This window comes from Ruegeria sp. HKCCD7181, assembly GCF_057221055.1.
The window spans coordinates 130,402-150,508 of record NZ_JBWVBC010000005.1 but is presented as its reverse complement, the minus strand read 5'-3'; the positions used below and the strand labels follow the sequence as shown (position 1 = coordinate 150,508).

Annotated in this window: 18 protein-coding genes; 1 reads left to right on the top strand and 17 read right to left on the bottom strand. The window is 55.6% G+C overall.

The window, feature by feature from the left end; genetic code table 11:
* Positions 1 to 6: 6 nt before the first annotated feature.
* The 14 genes from AC2TCY_RS11915 to AC2TCY_RS11850 form a co-directional block, all read right to left on the bottom strand.
* The gene (locus tag AC2TCY_RS11915) at positions 7 to 2,418 is read right to left on the bottom strand and encodes a ligase-associated DNA damage response DEXH box helicase (protein ID WP_480847670.1); all 2,412 of its coding nucleotides are present in this window, start codon (positions 2,416 to 2,418) and stop codon (positions 7 to 9) included.
* Positions 2,419 to 2,458: 40 nt separating this feature from the next.
* Positions 2,459 to 3,766: an ATPase gene (locus AC2TCY_RS11910; protein WP_480847669.1), complete on the bottom strand. Its 1,308-nt coding sequence runs from the start codon at positions 3,764 to 3,766 to the stop codon at positions 2,459 to 2,461.
* A gap of 115 nt (positions 3,767 to 3,881) precedes the next feature.
* Complete coding sequence (locus AC2TCY_RS11905) at positions 3,882 to 4,427, bottom strand: prepilin peptidase (RefSeq protein WP_480847668.1); 546 nt, start codon at positions 4,425 to 4,427, stop codon at positions 3,882 to 3,884.
* A 3-nt stretch (positions 4,428 to 4,430) separates the two neighbouring features.
* Positions 4,431 to 5,282: a tetratricopeptide repeat protein gene (locus AC2TCY_RS11900; protein WP_480847667.1), complete on the bottom strand. Its 852-nt coding sequence runs from the start codon at positions 5,280 to 5,282 to the stop codon at positions 4,431 to 4,433.
* Positions 5,283 to 5,311: 29 nt separating this feature from the next.
* Complete coding sequence (locus AC2TCY_RS11895) at positions 5,312 to 5,893, bottom strand: tetratricopeptide repeat protein (RefSeq protein ID WP_480847666.1); 582 nt, start codon at positions 5,891 to 5,893, stop codon at positions 5,312 to 5,314.
* Between the two features lie 7 nt (positions 5,894 to 5,900).
* The gene (locus tag AC2TCY_RS11890; RefSeq protein WP_480847665.1) at positions 5,901 to 6,902 is read right to left on the bottom strand and encodes a type II secretion system F family protein; all 1,002 of its coding nucleotides are present in this window, start codon (positions 6,900 to 6,902) and stop codon (positions 5,901 to 5,903) included.
* Positions 6,903 to 6,912: 10 nt separating this feature from the next.
* A complete protein-coding gene (locus tag AC2TCY_RS11885) occupies positions 6,913 to 7,881 on the bottom strand; it encodes a type II secretion system F family protein (RefSeq protein WP_480847664.1) in 969 nt (322 codons plus the stop codon).
* Between the two features lie 12 nt (positions 7,882 to 7,893).
* A complete protein-coding gene (locus tag AC2TCY_RS11880; RefSeq protein WP_480847663.1) occupies positions 7,894 to 9,339 on the bottom strand; it encodes a TadA family conjugal transfer-associated ATPase in 1,446 nt (481 codons plus the stop codon).
* A 17-nt stretch (positions 9,340 to 9,356) separates the two neighbouring features.
* Positions 9,357 to 10,589: a CpaE/TadZ family protein gene (locus AC2TCY_RS11875; RefSeq protein ID WP_480847662.1), complete on the bottom strand. Its 1,233-nt coding sequence runs from the start codon at positions 10,587 to 10,589 to the stop codon at positions 9,357 to 9,359.
* Positions 10,590 to 10,795: 206 nt separating this feature from the next.
* Positions 10,796 to 11,422 (bottom strand): OmpA family protein, encoded by a 627-nt coding sequence (locus tag AC2TCY_RS11870; protein ID WP_480847661.1) that lies wholly within the window; start codon positions 11,420 to 11,422, stop codon positions 10,796 to 10,798.
* A gap of 16 nt (positions 11,423 to 11,438) precedes the next feature.
* Positions 11,439 to 12,860, bottom strand: a complete 1,422-nt coding sequence (locus AC2TCY_RS11865; protein WP_480847660.1) for a type II and III secretion system protein family protein — start codon at positions 12,858 to 12,860, stop codon at positions 11,439 to 11,441.
* A 194-nt stretch (positions 12,861 to 13,054) separates the two neighbouring features.
* Positions 13,055 to 13,930, bottom strand: coding sequence for a Flp pilus assembly protein CpaB (gene cpaB, locus AC2TCY_RS11860; protein WP_480847659.1), 876 nt, complete (start codon positions 13,928 to 13,930; stop codon positions 13,055 to 13,057).
* A 173-nt stretch (positions 13,931 to 14,103) separates the two neighbouring features.
* Positions 14,104 to 14,298: a hypothetical protein gene (locus AC2TCY_RS11855; RefSeq protein WP_480847658.1), complete on the bottom strand. Its 195-nt coding sequence runs from the start codon at positions 14,296 to 14,298 to the stop codon at positions 14,104 to 14,106.
* 106 nt (positions 14,299 to 14,404) lie between these two features.
* Positions 14,405 to 14,611: a hypothetical protein gene (locus AC2TCY_RS11850; RefSeq protein ID WP_480847657.1), complete on the bottom strand. Its 207-nt coding sequence runs from the start codon at positions 14,609 to 14,611 to the stop codon at positions 14,405 to 14,407.
* Between the two features lie 351 nt (positions 14,612 to 14,962).
* Between AC2TCY_RS11850 and AC2TCY_RS11845 the strand changes: the two genes are divergently transcribed.
* Positions 14,963 to 15,829, top strand: a complete 867-nt coding sequence (locus AC2TCY_RS11845) for a lytic transglycosylase domain-containing protein (RefSeq protein WP_480847656.1) — start codon at positions 14,963 to 14,965, stop codon at positions 15,827 to 15,829.
* 45 nt (positions 15,830 to 15,874) lie between these two features.
* Here the strand turns inward: AC2TCY_RS11845 and AC2TCY_RS11840 are convergent, their stop codons facing one another.
* The 3 genes from AC2TCY_RS11840 to topA form a co-directional block, all read right to left on the bottom strand.
* Complete coding sequence (locus tag AC2TCY_RS11840; RefSeq protein WP_480847655.1) at positions 15,875 to 16,501, bottom strand: 3-oxoacid CoA-transferase subunit B; 627 nt, start codon at positions 16,499 to 16,501, stop codon at positions 15,875 to 15,877.
* Positions 16,501 to 17,205, bottom strand: coding sequence for a CoA transferase subunit A (locus AC2TCY_RS11835; RefSeq protein WP_480847654.1), 705 nt, complete (start codon positions 17,203 to 17,205; stop codon positions 16,501 to 16,503). The genes AC2TCY_RS11840 and AC2TCY_RS11835 overlap by 1 nt, the downstream gene beginning before the upstream one ends.
* 127 nt (positions 17,206 to 17,332) lie before the next feature.
* Positions 17,333 to 19,972, bottom strand: coding sequence for a type I DNA topoisomerase (gene topA, locus AC2TCY_RS11830; protein WP_480847653.1), 2,640 nt, complete (start codon positions 19,970 to 19,972; stop codon positions 17,333 to 17,335).
* Positions 19,973 to 20,107 lie beyond the last annotated feature (135 nt).

The window sequence follows — 20,107 nt, the reverse complement described above, 5'->3', positions numbered from 1 at the left end:
GAGGCATCAGTCAACGGCAAGGCCGGCTGTTTGCATCAGGCGAGCGCTTTCCTCTGCCAGCAGACGTTCTTCGGCCGCGCCTTTAACAGGGACTTTCCCCATTTCCAGAAACAGTGGTGCCGCAAGCGGTGACACACGGTCTAACCGCACCAAGTCGATCCGGCCGCCGATCCGAGCGATCATAGTCTCGATCCGCCCGAAGTCGACCAGCCCGCGCATGGCTTCCTCGCGTGTGATTTTCATAAGCAGATGATCAGGGTCGTATTTTTGCAAAGTGTCATACAGGATATCGGAGGAAAATGTCGCCTGCCGCCCTGATTTACGCTGGCCGCCGGTGTTACGCTCGATCAGTCCTGAAATTGTCGCCGAGGCGCGAAATGTTCGTTTCATCACTGCATTCCCGGCTAGCCATGTGTCTAGACCGTCGCGCAGCGCGTCTTGCCGGAACAATGGGCGCGGATCGATCACCGCATCCAGGCCCCAGATCAGTGTGGCGTAATCCGTGGCCACAAAGCCCAGCGGCGCGAGGCCGGTTTCCTCCATCCTTTTGGTAAGCAACAGGCCCAACGTCTGTTGAGCGTTCCGTCCGGCAAATCCGTAGACGCATAAATGTTCACGCCCGTCATTGGGAAAGCTCTCGATCAGAAGCCGGTCGCGTTGGGGCAGGCGGGACATGTCTCGTTGCAGCGCCAGCCATTCTGCAGTGTGCGCTGGCAATTGTGGCCAATCAGGTTGGGTAAACATGCGCAGAATACGGTCGCTCAACTGAGTTGACGTCGCGAATTTGGTGCCCGAGAACGTGGCAATTTTTGGCTTCTTGTCGGCACGACGGCTGACCTCGACCACCATTTCTCGAAGGCCTTCATACCGGACGATCTGACCGCCAATCAAGAAGGTATCACCTGGTGTTAACGAGGCGGCAAAGCTTTCCTCGACCTCGCCCAGAGGCTTGCCGCCCCGATTGCGTTTTAGCCGCACCTTAAGCGTGTCTGTGTCCTGAATTGTGCCAAGATTCATACGAATACGTTGCGCCGCGCGGGGATCTCGCAATTGCCACAGCCCGTCAGGACGGTGCAATAGCCGTTGCCAGCGATCATAGGCCCGAAGGGCGTAGCCGCCAGTGGCGCAGAAATCCAGGCAGGCATCAAATTCGGCCCGGCTGAGCTGCGCATAGGGGCCGGCTGAAGTCATCTCGGTAAACAACGCGTCGGCCTGAAAGGGGCCTGCGGCTGCAGCAATCAGGATATGCTGGCATAGAACGTCTCGGGGGCCCGGGCCGCGCGGATCACCGTCCAGCTCATACGCCTTAGCCGCCTCAAGGGCTGCGACGCATTCCACAACTTCAAACCGGTTCGCAGGCACCAGCAGCGCTTTGGACGGCGCATTGTAACGGTGGTTGGCACGTCCGATCCGCTGCACCAGCCGTTTCACATTCTTGGGTGCTCCGATCTGGATCACCAGATCGACGTCCCCCCAATCGATGCCCAGATCCAGACTGCCAGTGCAGACAATTGCGCGCAGATCTCCGCGGACCATGGCGGCCTCGACCCGTTCACGTTGTTGTCGGTCCAGGCTGCCGTGATGAATGCCGATTGGCAGCCCGTCGTCATTGGCCAGCCACAGGTTGTGAAAGAAGATCTCGGCCTGCGCGCGGGTGTTGTGGAAGATCAACGTTGTCTTATGTTGCCTGATCTGCTCCAGCACTGCCGGAATAGCATAGGCCGCGCCCCCCCCCGACCATGGCGGCATTTCCGACGTTTCCAGCATTGAGATATCGGGGTCCGGTCCGGGATCTGCTTGAATGATCTCACAGGGGTCAGGGTGTCGGGCCAGAAACCGAGCAATTGCATCAGGGTCTTCTACCGTCGCGGATAGCCCGACGCGGCGCAAATCAGGGCAGAGGTGTTGCAAGCGCGCCAGCGCCAGCATCAGCTGATCGCCCCGCTTGCTTTCGGCGAGGGCGTGGATTTCGTCCACGATTACCCGCTGTACTCCTTTAAACATGCGCGGTGCATCCTCATAGGAGGTCAGCAGAGCCAGGCTTTCCGGTGTTGTAAGCAAGATGTGTGGTGGATCTGCGCGCTGACGCTTCTTTTGCGTGGCCGAGGTGTCGCCCGTTCTGTCTTCGATGCGGATGGGCAGGCCGATCTCTTCAACCGGTGTGCGCAGATTGCGTCGGATATCCGCCGCCAGAGCCTTGAGAGGCGAGACATAAATCGTGTGCAGCCCCGCATGCGCACCGTCCGCCAGTTCCGAGAGCGTAGGCAGGAAACCGGCCATCGTTTTGCCACCACCTGTCGGAGCGATCAGCAAGGTCGCAGGGGCCAGCGTCCTGTCGAACATGTCTTGTTGATGCGGGTGGATGGACCAGCCTCGGGTAGAGAACCAATCGTGAATCCGGGCGGGAATCTGCGTCATAAGCGCAGATTACCCGGCCCTGCTCTGGAATGGCACAGGGTTAATTGACGATTTTCTCGTCCTTGACGAACATGTTGGCCCACGCACGGTCGATGAGGTCAGGGCTCATCTGATAGGGGATGCCTTCAAATTCGCAGATCGAGATTATCTGGTCGATCAGAAAGATCGGTTGATAGTTCGCATAGATGTTGTTGATGGTCGGGTATTTGACTTTCAACAGATGCACCAGTGCGGCTTCATCAAGCGGTATGCCGCGTTTACGGGCGACCATGGCAAAGATCTTCAGGTAGTTTTCCTGATTTGGACCATCAATCTTGATCTTGAAGAAAATCCGGCGCAACGCGGCCTGGTCGAAGATCTCATTCGGGTGGAAGTTGGTCGAGAAGATGACCAAAGTGTCGAACGGGACTTCGAATTTCTCACCGGATTGCAGGCCCAGAATGTCCTTACTTTCTTCCAGCGGGACGATCCAGCGGTTGATCAGCGCCTGCGGCGGTTCCGCCTGACGGCCAAGGTCGTCCACGATGAAGATCCCACCGGTCGATTTCAGCTGTAGCGGCGCCTGATAAGTTCGTGCGGTCGGGTTATAAACCAAGTCCAGCATGCTCAGCGACAATTCACCGCCGGTCACCACGGTCGGGCGTTCGCACTGGACATATCGCGTGTCGAACCGCTTGCGGCGGCGCAGGCTGTTGGGGTCATCCTCTTCCTGATCGATCGCGGTATGGACGATCGGGTCATAAACGGTGATCACCTGACCTGCATATTCGATTGCGCGCGGAACATAGACGTTGTCCCCCAATGCGTCCCGAATGCCGTTGGAGATCGAGGATTTACCGTTACCCGGGGGGCCATACATCAAGATTGAACGACCTGCGCTGACCGCAGGGCCCAAGTGATCCAGCAGGCTGTCGGGCAGCACCAGATGACCCATCGCTCCGGTTAATTGGTCACGGGTGACTTGAATGTTGCGGATCGACTGGCGTTTCACCTGCTCGCGATAAACGTCCAGCGGTACAGGCATGGCGCCGAAGTATTCGGACTGGCTGAGCGCATCCAGTGCGCGCGCCTTGCCGGCATCGGTCAATTGGTAGCCCATCTCGTTGCCGCTATTGGCGTTCAGTGTGCCGGTTGCCTCAAGCAATTTCTGCTCGCGGGCGATGTCGATCAGTTCCTGAGTTACAGATCCCGGCAGGCAGATGGCCTGAGCCACTTCGGAAACAGTGCCCGCGTTCTTACGAAAGATGGTTTTCAACAGGATATCCCGCATCATCACCAACGGGAGTTGCATTTCGCCCAACCCCTTGGGAGCGGGAGGGGCCATAACTGAGGTGGTCTGCATATTCATGAGCGTCGCTCGCCTGTCCTGTCGTCATGCAAATAGCCCAAACAGGGCTGTTTGAAAAAATTTGACGTGGCTTTGTGGCATGACCAAGGCACAGGCAAGGCGGGCTTATGATTGTTTACGATCCGTCAATAAAGCCCAAAATCAGGTAGATGGACAGCGTGCCAGCCAGCGCGAGACCCATCGGGAACTTCTTGCCACTGTCCCAGCTTTCCCAATGTGGTGCGACTTGACGCAGCGCGGTGTATTTTGCCAGTCTGTGCGCCGCAACAGCACCAATTGTCGTTGCCATCAGGATGATCAAGAGAATCATCAAATCCCCGAGCCAGATGAAAGGCGCTGCAGCGGCGCAGAATTTCGCGTCCCCCGCTCCCATGACGCCAGCGGCGTTCAGAACGATACCGATCAATAAAACAACAACGATATGAAGCAGTTGCCAGGCATAAACGGGTAGGGTCAAAGTCATCGGCCCGATATTGCCTGCGACCCATTCCCCGGACCATGGAGGCAATACAAATAGACCGACGACTATGAAAACCAACGTCAGAGCCATAACCGCATGGTTCTTGATCCGCATTTCACGCATATCCGTGAAGGCCACGTAAAAGCAGATCGGCAGCACGAAAGGCAAAAACCATGCTGCTGCCAGCGCTGGTATGGCCATAGATCAGGCTTCCTCGAGTGCGCGGAGCGAGCGTACGGCTTCGTCGTAGTGCTGTGGGTGCGTCGCGATAGCTTCGCGGAACAAGTTCTTGGCTGTGTTCACATCGCCCTGTTTGACCGCAGAAATGGCCATAGTGTTCAGCAGAGTTGCACGTTCGATCTGGCTCATCGGGATCACTGGCAGGCTGTAATTGCGCTGCGCGCTACGGGCAAGAACAAGGTTGTTCTTGGCGGTAAACAGAGAGTTGTCTTGGCGAACGGCTTCGGTAAACAGGCGTTCGGCCTCGTCGTACTGGCCGCGGGTCAGTTTGGAGTACCCCCAATTGTTCATGACACCCGCCGGACGGGTCGTCAGGCCCACTGCAGTTTCATAAAACTGGTCTGCGCGTTTCCAATCCTTGCTGGAATCCGCGACAACGGCTTCAAGTCGATACCTTTTGAACGTCTCATAAGTGGGTGGAATCCTGTCCAGTGCCGCTTTGGCGCCGCTCCAATCGCCGCTGCGGACCAATGCATCGGCGTATTCAACCTTATCAGAGTTTGTCGCGCCCTTCATTTCCGTAACCCGTTTCCAAGCGACAGCGGCCTCGGTGCTGCGTTTTGCTCGGGTTAAAGAAAAAGCCAGCCCCCGCTGCAAGTCTATCCTGTCAGGCTTTTTGGCGGCTGCACCCTGGAAATAGGTGACGGCTTCGTTCGGGTTGGCTGCGCTCAGCATCACGTCATTCAGGTTAGTTTCGTCGATGACGTTCACTTCCTGAAAGGTGCGCTCGACCTTTTCTTCTTCGGTCTCTTTTGCACAGGCGGTCAAAATAACCGCGCACGCAACGATGGTCGGAATCAAGAAGGGTTGGCGCATTTTTGCGTCCTTTACTGCTCTTGCCTCTGTTACTGGATTTTACGCAGCAGGAATTCTCCGTTCCCTTGTTGCTCCAGCTCAAATTCTTGTTCTTGTGGTGTATTATTAACAGGGTTTTCCATTTTTGCGAGCGCTAAGCGCAAATTGTCGCGGATTGCGTCACTTTCGCCATTGTCCAGCGCATAGGCTTGCCGAAATACCTGCGCTGCTTCCGGGTATTCACCGACTTCCATCAGATAGACACCCAGATTGTTCCAGGCTACTGGCCAATCCGGATCACCTTCGACCGCCCGGCGCAGCAGGGGGCCTGCTTGCCCCACGCGTCGCAATCCCAAGTTTGCAGTTCCGATCGATGTCAGAACCAACGGTGTCATCCCCTCGGCAAGGGCTGCGCGCGTAAAGGACTCTAACGCCAGCTCATACTCACCGACGACCATCAATCGGTTGCCTACAGTGATTTCATCTACGGGCGGTCCGTCGGGATCAACGCCTGGCGCAAAAGGGTCATCACCCAGGCCGCTCTCGGTACAAGAGGCCACCATGGCGAAAACCATGGTGGCCTGAACTGTATTGCGAAGCCGTCCTAGGGCAACTTCAGCTGCCGGTTTCATCAGGGCGTTAACCTCCGGTGCTTATTGCGCCGGCACCGTTGCCGAAATCCATGATACCTTTCGCCGAAGGACCAACAAGGATGACCAGCAACGGGGGCACGGTCAGCATCATTGTGGCAAGTGTCATTTTGGTTGGCAACTTGTTCGCGGCTTCTTCGGCGCGCATCACCCGTTTGTCACGCATTTCGTCTGCGTAGACCCGCAACGCCTCGGCGATCGAGGTACCAAATGTGGCTGACTGGATCATCACGGTGACAAATGCACTAATGTCCTGAACGCCGCAACGCGTCGCGAAATCGCGTAGAACCGTGTCTTTTTCCTTACCGGCCTTCATTTCGTAGGCGACGACTTCGAACTCCAACGCGATATCAGGATATGAGGCTTTCATTTCCGCTGCGACGCGAACGATAGCCTGATCCAGCGACTGACCTGCCTCGACGCAGACCAGCATCAGATCCAAAGTGTCCGGAAATCCGGCCGTTATGGCCTCTTCACGCTCGGCTACACGGCGGGTGATCCAGTACTTGGGAATGAAGTATCCAACGCCGCCAGGCACCAGGACCCGTATCAAAAGCTGCTGAGTGTCGAATTCCTGGTCGCCGGCAAAGACCGTCACCAACAAAACCCCAACCAGAAGCCCGGCCAAACCCAAGGCAAACTGAGCAAAGTGGAAAAACCGAACCGCGTCTTTGGATTGATACCCCGCCTGACGCAGCTTGAGCTGCATGGCCGAGTAATCTTCCTGATCCTTTGGCTCAAGAAAACTGGCGAATTTCTCGAGCTGCTCGTTCTGACCTGAATGTCTGAGGCGCTCTTTTTTGTCTTTCTTGCTTTTCTTGGACGGCGTGTTCGACCGCTGCAGTTTCTTTAACGGGTCTTCGGGTTGATTCAGCATCAACGGAACTGTGACAAGGATCATGAACAACCCCAGCACTCCAACCACAATAAGCGGGCCGAATTCACCAAGGTGCTGCGTCAGAAAGTCGTTCGCTTGGGTAAGGATTTCCATTGCAGTAGCCTCAGACCTTAATGTTGGTGAGAATTCGCATGACGATCAGGTTCAGCGTCAGCATGATGCCGACAAAAAAGCACGCCGGTATGAAATACTCGTGATCGAGAACCGAGTCGTAATAATTCGGATCTTTGACCAGAATGAAAACAAGACAAGCCAGAGGGAAACCGGACAGAAATTTCCCTGACCATTGTGCCTCTGCGGTAATTGCTTTGACGCGGCGGAACAAACGGAAACGGGCACGGATAACTTTGGCCAGACCTGCCAGGATTTCGGCAAGGTTACCGCCTGATTGCTGTTGGATAGACACAGCGACTGCCAAAAAGCGCAAATCCTGCATGTCCAGACGTTCGGCCATTTCCTTGAGGGCTTCGCCGACCTCGCGGCCATACGCAACCTCATCAGAAATAACGCCGAATTCGGTTGCCAGAGGGTCTTCGACTTCGGAAGCAACGATCTGAACGGAAGAGGCGAACGGGTTGCCGACTCGTAGCGACCGAACCATCAGCTCCACGGCATCTGGTAGCTGCTCTTCAATCAGGCTCATCCGCTTTTTGGCCTTGTGGTTTACCCAGGCGTAAACGGCGCCAACCCCGATCGCGACGGATAGTGCCGCGCGCAGGGCCACATCGGTTGCGGTGCCGATACTCAGAGCCATGAAAGCCATGGCTGAAACCAGTGCCATAATCATGATCAACTGCCGCGGGCTAAACGCAATCGCGGCCTTTTGTGCCTTGTCAGCCAGAAGCGAATAAAGCGGGATGCTCTGGCTTTTCATATGCTGGCGCATTTCCTTGCGCAGCTGCTCCAGAACTTGCTCGCGACCAACGCCTTTGTCGATCATGTCCAGCCGGCGGTTGACCCGGCTGTTCAGACTAATGGATTTCCCGAAGGCGACCAGATAGATGCCCTCGACGAGGGCAAGAACACCGACAAATATGGCGACATAAATAAGCGCCTCTGTAGGGAGTTGCATATCCCTTGTCTCCTACATCGTGGTTGGGTCGTAGATGGACGCCGGCAAGTCAAAACCCCAAAGACGGAAGCGCTCCGAGAAGTGGCTGCGCACACCTGTCCCGGTGAAGTGACCGATTATCTTGTTGTCCGGTGTTAGTCCAACTCGTTGAAACTTAAAGATTTCCTGCATTGAGATGACGTCACCTTCCATGCCGGTTATCTCGGTGATCGAGGTCATGCGACGCGAACCATCCTGCAAGCGGCTGGCTTGAACGATCAGGTTCACAGCGCTGGCGATCTGGCTGCGTACCGCCTTGATCGGCATCTCGATCCCGGCCATGGCGATCATGTTCTCCAAACGTGAAATACCATCACGGGCCGAGTTGGCGTGGATCGTGGTCATCGAACCGTCGTGGCCGGTGTTCATGGCCTGCAGCATGTCGATTACCTCGGCGCCACGCGTCTCACCCACGATGATGCGGTCCGGGCGCATACGCAGGGCGTTTTTCAGACAATCGCGAGGGCTGACCTCGCCTTTGCCTTCCACGTTGGGCGGGCGGCTTTCCATCCGACCCACATGCGTTTGTTGCAGCTGAAGTTCCGCTGTATCCTCAATGGTCAGGATGCGCTCAGCGTCGTCGATAAAACTGGACAGGGCATTAAGAGTAGTCGTTTTACCCGAACCCGTACCGCCGGATACGATGATATTCAGCCGGGTGGACACTGCAGCCTGCAAATAGGCGGCCATTTCTTCGGTGAAAGCGCCAAAATTGACCAGATCGTCAATGCCGAGCTTGTCTTTCTTGAATTTACGAATGGACACCAGTGACCCGTCCACCGCAATCGGCGGTACCATCGCGTTAAATCGCGAACCGTCAGCCAGACGGGCGTCAACATAGGGGTTTGATTCATCGACTCGACGGCCCACGGCGGACACGATCTTGTCGATGATCCGCATCAGGTGCTTTTCGTCTTTGAATGTGATGTCGCTGATTTCCAGCCTACCGTCGCGTTCCACAAAGATCTGTTGCGGGCCGTTTACCAGAATATCGTTGACGGAATCGTCCTGTAGCAGGGTCTCGAGCGGACCCAACCCAGTGACTTCGTCATACAGCTCTTTGTTCAACTGGGTACGGTCTTCACGATTGAGGACAATACTACGCGCTTCCAGAACTTCGCTGGCAATAGCACTGATCTCGGCGCGCAATTCGGCCTCGGCGGCGTTTTCCAGGGCTGCGAGGTTAAGATTCTCAAGCAACTCGCGGTGTAGCTCCAGTTTAATCTCGCCTAAACGTTCTTTCCGTTTACGCTCCTTGTCGCTTCCAACAACTTCGGCCACCTTTTTCTTGACCGGTTTTCGGACCATTGCCGTGGTTGGCGAACCTTGTGCCTCAGTTGCGGTCGTCGCCGCGGTCTGGGCTTGTGGTTGTGCTTCTACCGGCTGCGCGGCTGGTTGCTTTTTATATCGTGAAAACACGGCGGGTCCCCTTCGTGTTATGCGGCCTCGGCGCTGCTGCTGCCAAGGCTATGAAGCGATTGCGCTAGTTTTGCGATTTCCCTGCGCAGCGGATTTTTCGCGGCAGAGTTTGCCAGCGGCAGTCCGTGATCGCCACTTTGCATAACCTGCTTGCCACCGTCGGGCAGGAGCAAGTCTATCGAAATGCCCAGGCTTTCGCCCATGCGTTTGACACGGCCCTTACCACTAAGGTCAGTGAATTTAGGTGCCCGGTTCATTGCAAATCGAAGCTTGTTGAACGGAAGCTCTTCGGCCTGCAACGCGCGTTTGAGACGCAACGCATTCTGAGCTGACCGCATGTCCAGTTCGAGCAATGCAAAATAAACATGCGCTGCCTGCAGAACTGTTTCGGACCAATGCACCAGTGTTTTCGGCATGTCGATGATTACGTAATCAAAGTGCTTGCGGGCTGTATCGATCACACGCTGAATATCTTCCGGTGTAATAATGTCCAAAGGCACCATGTCGGATGGTGCAGTTAGTACCTGCAATTTTTCTTCGAATGTCTGAAGTGAATATCCAAAGGATTCCTCATCCATCGACGCAGTATCCGACAACATCTCGAAAACCGCCTCTTGGCGTGGCAGATCCAGGTAGGTCGAAACGGTGCCATATTGCAGATCCAGATCGATCAGACAGACACTAGGGGCTTCTTTGGCTGATACTGTCGCCAGTTCCCAGGCAAGGTTTACAGCCAAAGTGGTCGCGCCAACGCCTCCGGCCAGGCCCTGCACGACAAACAACGCGCCTTCCTTGGCATTGTTATCAGAAAGGGAGACTGCGGCCTGAGGGGCTACAACCGGCTCAGGCTTGTTCATTCGGTCAATGGCTTCCTGCAGCTCACCTTCGGGAAGAGGGTAGGGCACGAACTCGTCGGCGCCCTTGCGCAATAACTGGTGGAGAGAAGCAGGGGTCACGTCTTCCGCGATCAGAACGACCTTGATACCTTTTTCCTTGGCCTGTGTGATAATTTCACCCATCAAGGTCAGGTTGTCTTCATCTTCGCCGTCCAGGGCCAGCGCAATAAATTGCAGCGATTCGGCCTCGGGTTGGCTGAAAAAGGCGAGCGCCTCAGCAAATCCCAGGTCGCCCCACCTCTCACCCAGCGCAGCTTCCATATCTTCGATTAGTAGGTCGAAATTCTGGACGTCCCGGCTGACCGTGCAGGCCAGAATGCTTGTGTTTTCGTCTTGCGGCGTAGCGCTCGTCATAAACTCAATCCTTGTCGAGTGGGCCGAGCAAACCGTGCGAACTTGGAAAGGATTGTTCTGGTCTGCTGTCGCCCTGGTGCGGTCAATCCTGGCCGCAGGTCACCCTATTGTTTTCAATGTGGTTTGAAATTTGGGCGAGATTTAGGCGCAAAAGAACCAATTGTTGGGAATTGGGCGACGATGCCGCCCAATCACGTTTCATTGTCTTAGTTATCGTCGCCGCCGAGATCGGTCTCATAAGAAAGATTGCTTCTCGGCGTGGCGCTGGCAATGTACTCGCGATACACGAATTCCGCGTATTTTCCGTCCAGAACCTGTGGATGCCGGTCTACAAAACCGGAAACTTCAGTAACAGTACGGCGATTGCGGCGGTCTCTGTTCGGCGTGTCGATCAGAGGTCTGCTTTTGCCGAATGAAACTGCTGCTTCCAAACGGTTGCGTGATATTCCCTGCCTCGTCAGGAACGCTACGGCCGCATTCGCGCGGCGCTGACCTAAGGCTCTGTTATAGCTTGTAGAACCAACGGCATCCGTATGGCCGAACACACGGAACCGTGCCTCGGGAAATTGTTTGATCCAATCGGCCTGCTGCAAAAGAATACGTTGGGCCGAAGCATCGAGCTGTGCGCTGTCGAAGGCAAAGTTGATCTGGGTCGGAACCTCGGCAGCAAAGCGCTGTCCAAGGATCTGAGCATAGGTCAATTCGCCGTTCGCAACCTGAATGTTGTTCAGCGTGGCGTTTCCGAATGCGCCTTGGTCGATCTCATAGCCGGCTTCGCGGGTGCATGCGGCGATCGAGGTACTCAGGCCCAGGATGATGATCCATTTCTGCATTGGTCTATCCTCCCAATTAATCCAGGACATAGCCGTAGGAACTGCCAAAGTTCTGATTGGCCACTTCTGAAGCTGCACCATTGCCCGCGCGTTCTGTCCGCGCCGTACGTCCATTTATGAACAGATCGAACTCACTGGGCGGCTTCACGCGATCTGTCGGAAGTGCAAGTGCTTCGCCTCGTGTCGGTGTCACCAGATGACCCGTGACGATGATCACAAGCTCACTTTGCTCGCGCTGGTATTCGGCACTGCGGAACAAAGCACCCAAGATAGGAACGTCTCCCAGCCATGGCACCTGATTGTTCAGGTCGGTGAAGTCATCCTGCAGAAGGCCGGCAATGGCAAAGCTCTCACCGTCGCGCAATTCAACCGTTGTGCTGGTTTGCCGAACAATAAAGCCCGGAACAATGTCACCATTGATCGAGAAGCTTGCACTGGGGTCAATGCTGGACACGCCTGCGACCATTTCAAGGTTTATCAGATCCCCGTCGACAACGCGTGGAACAAAGTCAAGTTGCACGCCGAAGGCCCGGTATTCAATCGCAACCACACCGTCACCCTGCGGGACTGGAATCGGAACCTCACCACCGGCAAGGAAGGTAGCTTCCTGCCCTGAAAGAGCGGACAGGTTTGGCTCTGCCAAGCTGCGCACCAACCCTTTGGTTTCCAAGGCTTCCAGCAACAACCGGACCTGGGTTGATCCCACGCCAAAGCCGAACAGGATCGCACCGTTATTTGTCTGGGTGAACGGGATGTTATTGGTACCTGTGAGGGTGCCAAGCGCGTTATCCAGAGCAAACTGGTTGTTCAACGTGTTAAAGCCGCCAGTGACGTCACTGCCTTGGAAGCCGAGCGATGCAGTCAGGCTTTTGGCGACCGACCGGTTCATCTCAGCAAAGCGTACTTTCAACATCACCTGCTGAACGCCACCGACATTCATCAGGTTGGAAACACGCTCTGGCGCATAGCGTTCAGCGAGTTCAAGGGCACGGGCCAGTTTCGCGCTGCTGGAAACGGTGCCAGACAACACAATCCCGTCATTTGCGGTACGAACCTCGATCTGCTCGCTTGGCAGAATCTGGCGCAGCCGTTCTTTGAATTCGGAAACGTCCGGGGACACGCGAACCTGTACGTTCGTAATCAGGTTGCCTGCGCCATCGAACAGGGTCAGTGTGGTCAGACCCGGCGCCTTACCCAATACGTAAATTGTGCGCTCCGACAGCGAAGAGATGTCGGCAATGCCCGCATTCGCGATACTGAGTTCAGCGAACGGCTGTTCACTTTCCACTACGATTGCACGGTTAATAGGGACGTCCAGTATTTCGACGGTCCCTTTCTTTACCACGCGAAGATTTTCAGCCCAAGCGGCGTCGCCGGTCGGACCCATAACAAGCGCCAACCCCATCAGGGTTGCGCTAATCCAGGAACGTATTGTCATGTGACCTGCCTCTCCGATCACCACTATGTTTTTTGGGTCTTGCGCCCTATGTTCTGAAACCCTGCTCGAAAACGGGATTTTTTGCAATAATCAATGGTTTCCGGAATTTTCCTTATGTGGATATTGCGCAACAATCCAACAACAAAGGCCGCGCAGTCTGCGCGGCCTTTGTCAACTAACAGTCTGATTAAACGTCAGTTTGTGCAGGGTATTTGGGTTTCCACTATCTCGCCTCCGCGACGGGTTCGAATGGTGCAAACCTCTTTTTCGACCTTTATCGGCGCCGGAGCCGCGTCTTTGATTCCCAGTAGCTTACGCTGATCCACCTCGACCGCACTAGCAACCGTTTCATCCTGAACGCCGACCAGAGCCAGAGACAATCGCCCGGTATTCTGCGCCTGTGCCAGTGCCGCGATCTCTTCCGGAGTCGCGGCAACGGTAACTGTGCGTGCAATTGTCGTTCCGGTAACGTCAGAACCCGCAGTTTGATCCACGGCGATCAATTCGATGTTGGTTTGGATCAGTCGTGTGATCTCTCCGCCATCCCCGTCGACAAGGCCCCGCAATGACCCAGTCCAATAGACGTCAACCCTGTCGCCTGGACGCAGGAACCCTGAAACGCCAGAGGACACGTCAACGCTGATTGCAAATGCACGCATGCCTTTTTTGATGCGCGAGGTCAGGCCGGCGGCTTCTCCGGGTCTTGTAACCTTCATTTCCATAACGGCTTCGTCTTTTTCCATGGCACGCAGGACGAAGCGGTCTTGGTTGTTAGCCTCCGGGAAGAGCACGGCCATATCTACAAACGACCCTTCAGGGATCGCATCTTCCGGCCATTGAACGACGCGTATGTCTTCTGGAGTCAGTTTTTCTCCGTATCGCAGAGAGCGGGTGGAGACGATGACACCTACAGTCGGCACCATTTTGACATTGGCTAAAGCTTCTTCACGCAACTGCCTTTCCAGTGCCAATTGAGCCTGATTCTTCGAAATGTAGTCGCGGGCCAAATAAACTGCCCCACCAGCCAGGGCGACCCCGATAATCAGAACAAGTCCAAAAACAGCTCGCATTTGTCCCTCGTTTCATTCTTGTTTGCAGTAATCATGTTGCCACGCAACATGTCTGTTCAGATTACACATTAGGCACCAATTGTGTTCAAAAATGGGACAATCCCAGATATTGCTCGTTATTTCGCGGAAAAAATTGAGGTTATGGACTAGTGTGTCGGATGCGACGCAATAACCTAGTCGAAGGAAATCGGGTCGACCTGGACGTTTGCGATCGCTGTTCCGCTTTTTTTGTCCAAACCTTGAATGGGATCGTTCAGGTAGAAATACATCAGCCAGCCCAATGCGACTACGGCTGCGGTCAAAAGAACCCAGTCGACGGTGATAGCTCCGTCTTCGTTTTTTTGAATGTTCCGTAGTTCGGCCAGCATGAGACCACCGATTTGGTTATGGTTAAAAAAGATAGGGGTCACGTCTTTTGAAAAGACATGACCCCCACACTCGACATTACGTCGATTTAATCAAACTAGCCCACTATTAAGGAGTGGTGCCGTTGAATGTCGGCGTGCTCACAGACGCGTTGGTCAGTGCGGTATCTACAGCACCGGCCAGATCGCTGGCACCATCGTGGACCTGATTGTAAGCAACTGCGGCCAGTGCAACAACGGCTGCGGTCAGAACAACCCAGTCAACAGTTACGGCGCCGTCTTCGTCTTTGCGGAAGTTCTTGATGAACTTGATCATATTACGTCCCTCCTAAAGGATCAAAAGTAATTCAACCTCGGCGTCTTCCAGAGCATTCTCTCTCAGTCCGCTCCCGATCGTCTCGGTATGGCACTATGATTGCCTGTCGTGCGTGGCAGGAATTGGGCCAAACGGCATTTTTTTCGCAGTATGCTTAACTTTTTGTTGGCACTTTTTGCAAACAATTGATTTTAAACGAAAAATATATTGAACTTTTTGATCTGCAGTTATTCAAGCGATGCAAAATTGCGCCAAATGAGGCGAAATTGCCCCATTTCGCTTTGTTTTTCTGGTGTTGATGGCCGATTCAGAGTTCAAAATGATCCAAAAGAAGAACTGAGGCAGGCACAGATGACTTTCCGAGACGCTCTGATGAGCGCCGGTCTTGCAGCGTTTCTACTAACGGGCGCTAGTACAGCGTCCGCTGCCGAGCAAGAGCCGCGCGGAGTTTACAAACGTATCAAGGCGCCCAAACCGGGTAGCCGCCCGCGTGTGACTGTGCAAATCACAGCTGAAGAACATGCCAGTAAGCCTTCGGCACCAAGCACAGGTGTAGAACTGGTAGTGCCCGAGATTATCGCGCGCACCAAGGTGCCACCCGCAAACCTGCCGGAAGCCGGTGCAGACCCCAAGCCGGTAGGATCCTACAAGGCGTTCTGGAATCGAATTTCGCCGGAACTTGCCCGAGCAAGCTCGGGGCGTCTGAGTCAAGCTATCCAAGCCCTGTCGTCGACCGGAGTCACCGCGCCGCGTTTGCAGACGTTGCAGGATATTGCCCAGCAGCGCGGCGTCGACATCTTGCGCTCGACAGTCGGGACCAAAGTCTCGCCCGCGCTGGTGCTGGCGGTCATTTCGGTGGAATCGGCCGGTCGCGAAAAAGCCGTCAGCTCGGCAGGCGCACAAGGGCTTATGCAATTGATGCCTGCGACGGCTGCCAGGTTCGGTGTGAAAGACAGCCTTGTTCCAGCCCAGAACATTGCCGGAGGGGTCAAGTATCTCGACTGGCTTATGGAAGAGTTCGGTAACGACCCGATCTTGGTACTGGCCGGATACAACGCGGGCGAGGGGGCCGTACGCAAGCACAGCGGTGTGCCGCCCTATGCGGAAACACGAGACTATGTGCCAAAGGTGCTGGCCGCCTTTCAAGTCGCCAGGGCGCTGTGCGCCACGCCTCCCGAATTGATTTCGGATGGTTGCGTTTTCCAAACCCTGAACTGAAAATGGCCCGCGCGTTGGCGGGCCAATTCCTCCAACTGGGGAGTGTCAGTTGACGATGGTCGCTTGTGTTGCAGCGCGCATTTCTTCATCGCTGACGCCGTCCGCCAGTTCTACAATCTTCAGGCCACCACCGACCACATCCAGAACACCCAAATTGGTGATGATACGGTCAACAACGCCTTTGCCAGTCAGCGGCAAGGTGCATTCCTTAAGTACCTTCGAATCGCCATGCTTGTTGGTGTGGTCCATAACGACGACGACGCGGCCGACGCCAGCCACCAGATCCATTGCTCCGCCCATACCTTTGACCAGCTTGCCCGGGATCATCCAGTTCGCCAGATCGCCTTTCTCGTCGACTTCCATCGCACCCAGAATGGCAGCTGCGATCTTGCCGCCGCGGATCATGGCAAAGGACGTGGCGCTGTCAAAATAGGCTGTCCGAGACAATTCGGTAATTGTCTGCTTGCCAGCGTTGATCAGGTCCGGGTCTTCCTCGCCCTCGAACGGGAAAGGGCCCATGCCCAGCATGCCGTTTTCCGATTGCAGGGTGATATCCTTGTCGCCCACATAGTTCGCCACCAGCGTCGGAATCCCGATGCCGAGGTTCACATACATGCCGTCTTCCAGTTCCTCTGCCGCGCGTGCGGCCATTTGATTGCGGTCCCAGGGCATTATGCTTCCTCCTTCTTGCGGGTGGTGCGTTGTTCGATGCGCTTTTCGTGGCTGCCCTGTATGATGCGATTCACGTAGATGCCAGGCAGGTGGATGCCGTCCGGGTCCAGCGATCCGCGCGGGACGATCTCTTCGACTTCTGCCACGCAGATCTTGCCGCAGGTTGCAGCTGGAACGTTGAAATTGCGTGCGGTCTTGCGGAACACGAGGTTACCGGTGTCGTCCGCCTTCCAGGCTTTGACGATAGCGAGATCGGCAAAAATGCCTTCTTCAAGGATAAAAGTCTCGCCGTTGAAGTCCTTGTGCTCTTTACCATCGGCGATCACCGTGCCAACGCCGGTCTTGGTATAGAAGCCGGGTATGCCCGCGCCACCGGCGCGCATCCGTTCAGCCAGTGTACCTTGGGGATTGAACTCCAGTTCAAGCTCGCCGCTCAGATACTGGCGCATGAATTCTGCGTTTTCACCGACATACGAACTGATCATCTTTTTAACCTGCTTGGTCTGCAGCAGGATACCGATCCCGAAATCATCTACCCCGGCGTTGTTTGAGGCAAAGGTCAAATCCTTCGTACCGGCATCTTTGATCGCCTCGAGCAGCAATTCGGGAATGCCGCACAGGCCGAATCCGCCTGCGGCGATGAACATGCCGTCATGCAGCAGCCCATCAAGCGCCTCGGCGGCATTGGCATAGACTTTTTTCATGGAAAACTCCCCCAATGACATGGTGATGGCGCCGGTTGTGCCGCCACGTAACGGGGAAGTCAATGAAACCAAGGGGTCAGTGGTATTTCTACTTATCAGGTCCGGTCAGGGCCGGACCCTGACCGATTCAGCCGGCAGCCTTCTTTGTTGTTTTCTTGGCGGCGGTTTTCTTTTTTGGGGCAGCCTTCTTTTTTGTGCCCTTCTTGGCCGCCTTTTCATTGGCCAGTTCTACAGCCATTTCCAGCGTCACGTCTTCGGGCTTCATGTCCTTGGGCAAGGTTGCATTGACCTTCTCCCATTTCACATATGGCCCGTAACGCCCGTCCAATACCTGGATCGCGCCACCGTCTGGGTGTTCCCCCAGTTCCTTCAGCGGCTTGGCAGCTGAACTGCCACGTCGCCCGGGGTTCGCGCGTTTTTCTGCAAGCAGTTCAACCGCCCGGTTCATCCCGATCTCGAACACGTCGTTCGGGTCTTTGAGGTTGGCATAGACCGGTTTAGCCTCATCCGGTAGTTGGTGCATTAGATACGGACCAAAGCGCCCGAAATTCGAGGTGATCGTACCGCCATCAGGGTGCTCTCCGATCTGACGTGGCAGGCTGAGCAATGTCAGCGCCTTTTCCAGATCCATGTCATCCTTGCTCCACCCTCGTGGTAGCGAAGCACGCGGAGGCTTCTTGTTCTCAGGGGTTGGCTCACCTCGCTGAACATAGGGGCCAAAGCGCCCGGATTTCAGCCAAATATCATCGCCTGCATCTTCGCCCAGCAGACGCTCGTCACCTTCTGCACCTTCGCCGGCGATAGGCCGGGTATAATTGCATTCGGGATAATTGCCGCAGCCAACAAAACCGCCCGTTCGGGAGGTTTTCAGGTGCAACTGCCCGACACCGCATTTCGGGCAGATTCGCGGGTCCGAGCCGTCTTCTCGTGGAGGATAAAGTTGCGGTGCCAGCGCTTCGTCCAGCTTGTCCAAAACTTCGGAAATCCGCAGTTCGGACGTTTCCCCAATCGCGGCAGAGAAATCACGCCAGAATTTTCCCAACAGGTCCTTGTAGTCACGATCACCGGCGCTGACATCGTCCAGCTGTTCTTCCAAATTTGCGGTGAACTCATAGCCCACATACTGGCGGAAGAAGTTCAGCAAGAATATCGTGACGATCCGTCCCTTTTCTTCAGGTATCAGCCGGTTCTTATCTTTGCGCACGTACTCGCGGTCCTGGATCGTGGTCACGACCGAGGCGTAGGTCGATGGTCGACCGATTCCCAGTTCCTCCATCCGCTTGACCAGAGTGGCCTCTGTATAGCGGGGCGGCGGTTGCGTATGGTGCTGCAGGGCTAGAACGGATTCATTTTCGGACAGAACTGCCTCTTTCGCGACTTTGTCACGACTGTCGCTGGTCGCCTTGGCGAACTGATCGCGTAGCGAGGATTTGGCAAAGGGTGCCGGGTCACCCTGCAGGATCTGCGGCAGGCGCTTTTCGTCGTCATCAGCTACATCATCGCGACCTTCCTCGTAGACACGCATGAAACCGTCGAACAGAACTACCTGACCCGTGGCACGCAGACCGACCTGACCGTCATCGCTGCCAATCTCAACTGTCGTACGCTCCAACCGCGCGGCGGCCATCTGGCACGCGACTGTGCGTTTCCAGATCAGATCATACAGTTTGCGCTGATCTTCATCTGTCACTTTCAATGCCTTGGCGTCGCGCGCCATATCCGTGGGGCGGATACATTCGTGCGCTTCCTGTGCGTTCTTGGCCTTGTTCTTGTAGATGCGGGGGCTGTCGGGGACGTATTCCGCACCATAGCGATCCGCAATCGTGTCACGCGTTGCCGCCACGGCCTCTGGCGCCATATCGATGCCGTCGGTCCGCATGTATGTAATGTATCCGGCCTCATAGAGCCGCTGTGCCACCTGCATCGAATGACGCGCACCCATGCCGAACTTGCGGCTGGCCTCTTGCTGCAGCGTCGAGGTCATGAACGGCGCACTTGGATTGCGCGCCGCGGGCTTGGCTTCGACCGAGGTGACACTCAGCGCGCGGCTTGTGATCGCCTGCACCGCCAGTTCAGCCTGGGTTGCATTAGACAAGTCGTGCTTGTCCAGCTTCTTGCCGGCCAGCGTGACCAGACGCGCCTCATAGGTCTGACCGCGCGGAGTTTCAAACAGGGCGCGTACCGACCAGTATTCCACCGGGTTGAACGCTTCGATTTCCATCTCGCGTTCTACGATCAGGCGCAGGCAAACCGATTGAACTCGCCCCGCCGATTTTGCGCCAGGTAGTTTGCGCCACAGTACGGGCGACAGATTGAAGCCTACTAGATAATCCAGCGCACGGCGGGCCAGATAAGCCTCGACCAGGGGCATGTCGACCTGACGGGGATTCTGCATCGCCTCGGTCACGGCATCCTTTGTGATAGCGTTGAAGGTAACGCGACTGACGGGCGTGTCCTTCTTGATCGAGCGGCGCTTGGTCAGCGCCTCTTGCAGATGCCAGCTGATGGCTTCTCCCTCGCGATCAGGGTCGGTGGCGAGGATAAGGGCGTTATCTTCTTTCAGGGCGTCGGCGATCGCCTTGACGTGTTTGCGGCTGTCGTTTCCCACCTCCCATTTCATCGAGAATTCATGCTCGGGATCGACCGAACCGTCCTTGGGCGGCAGGTCGCGAACATGGCCGTACGAGGCCAGAACCGTGTAGTCGGGGCCGAGATACTTATTGATCGTTTTTGCCTTGGCCGGGGATTCTACAACAACTACGGGCATTTAGGGGAAAACCTCGCTCGACGAATATGGCGCCTTGTATGGCCGTGCAAAATGTGTGGGACAAGGCGAAATTGTCAATGCGTTCCTTTCAATCGTCGAAAGGTGTGGTGATTTCAGTTAGATAACGCCAGTTTT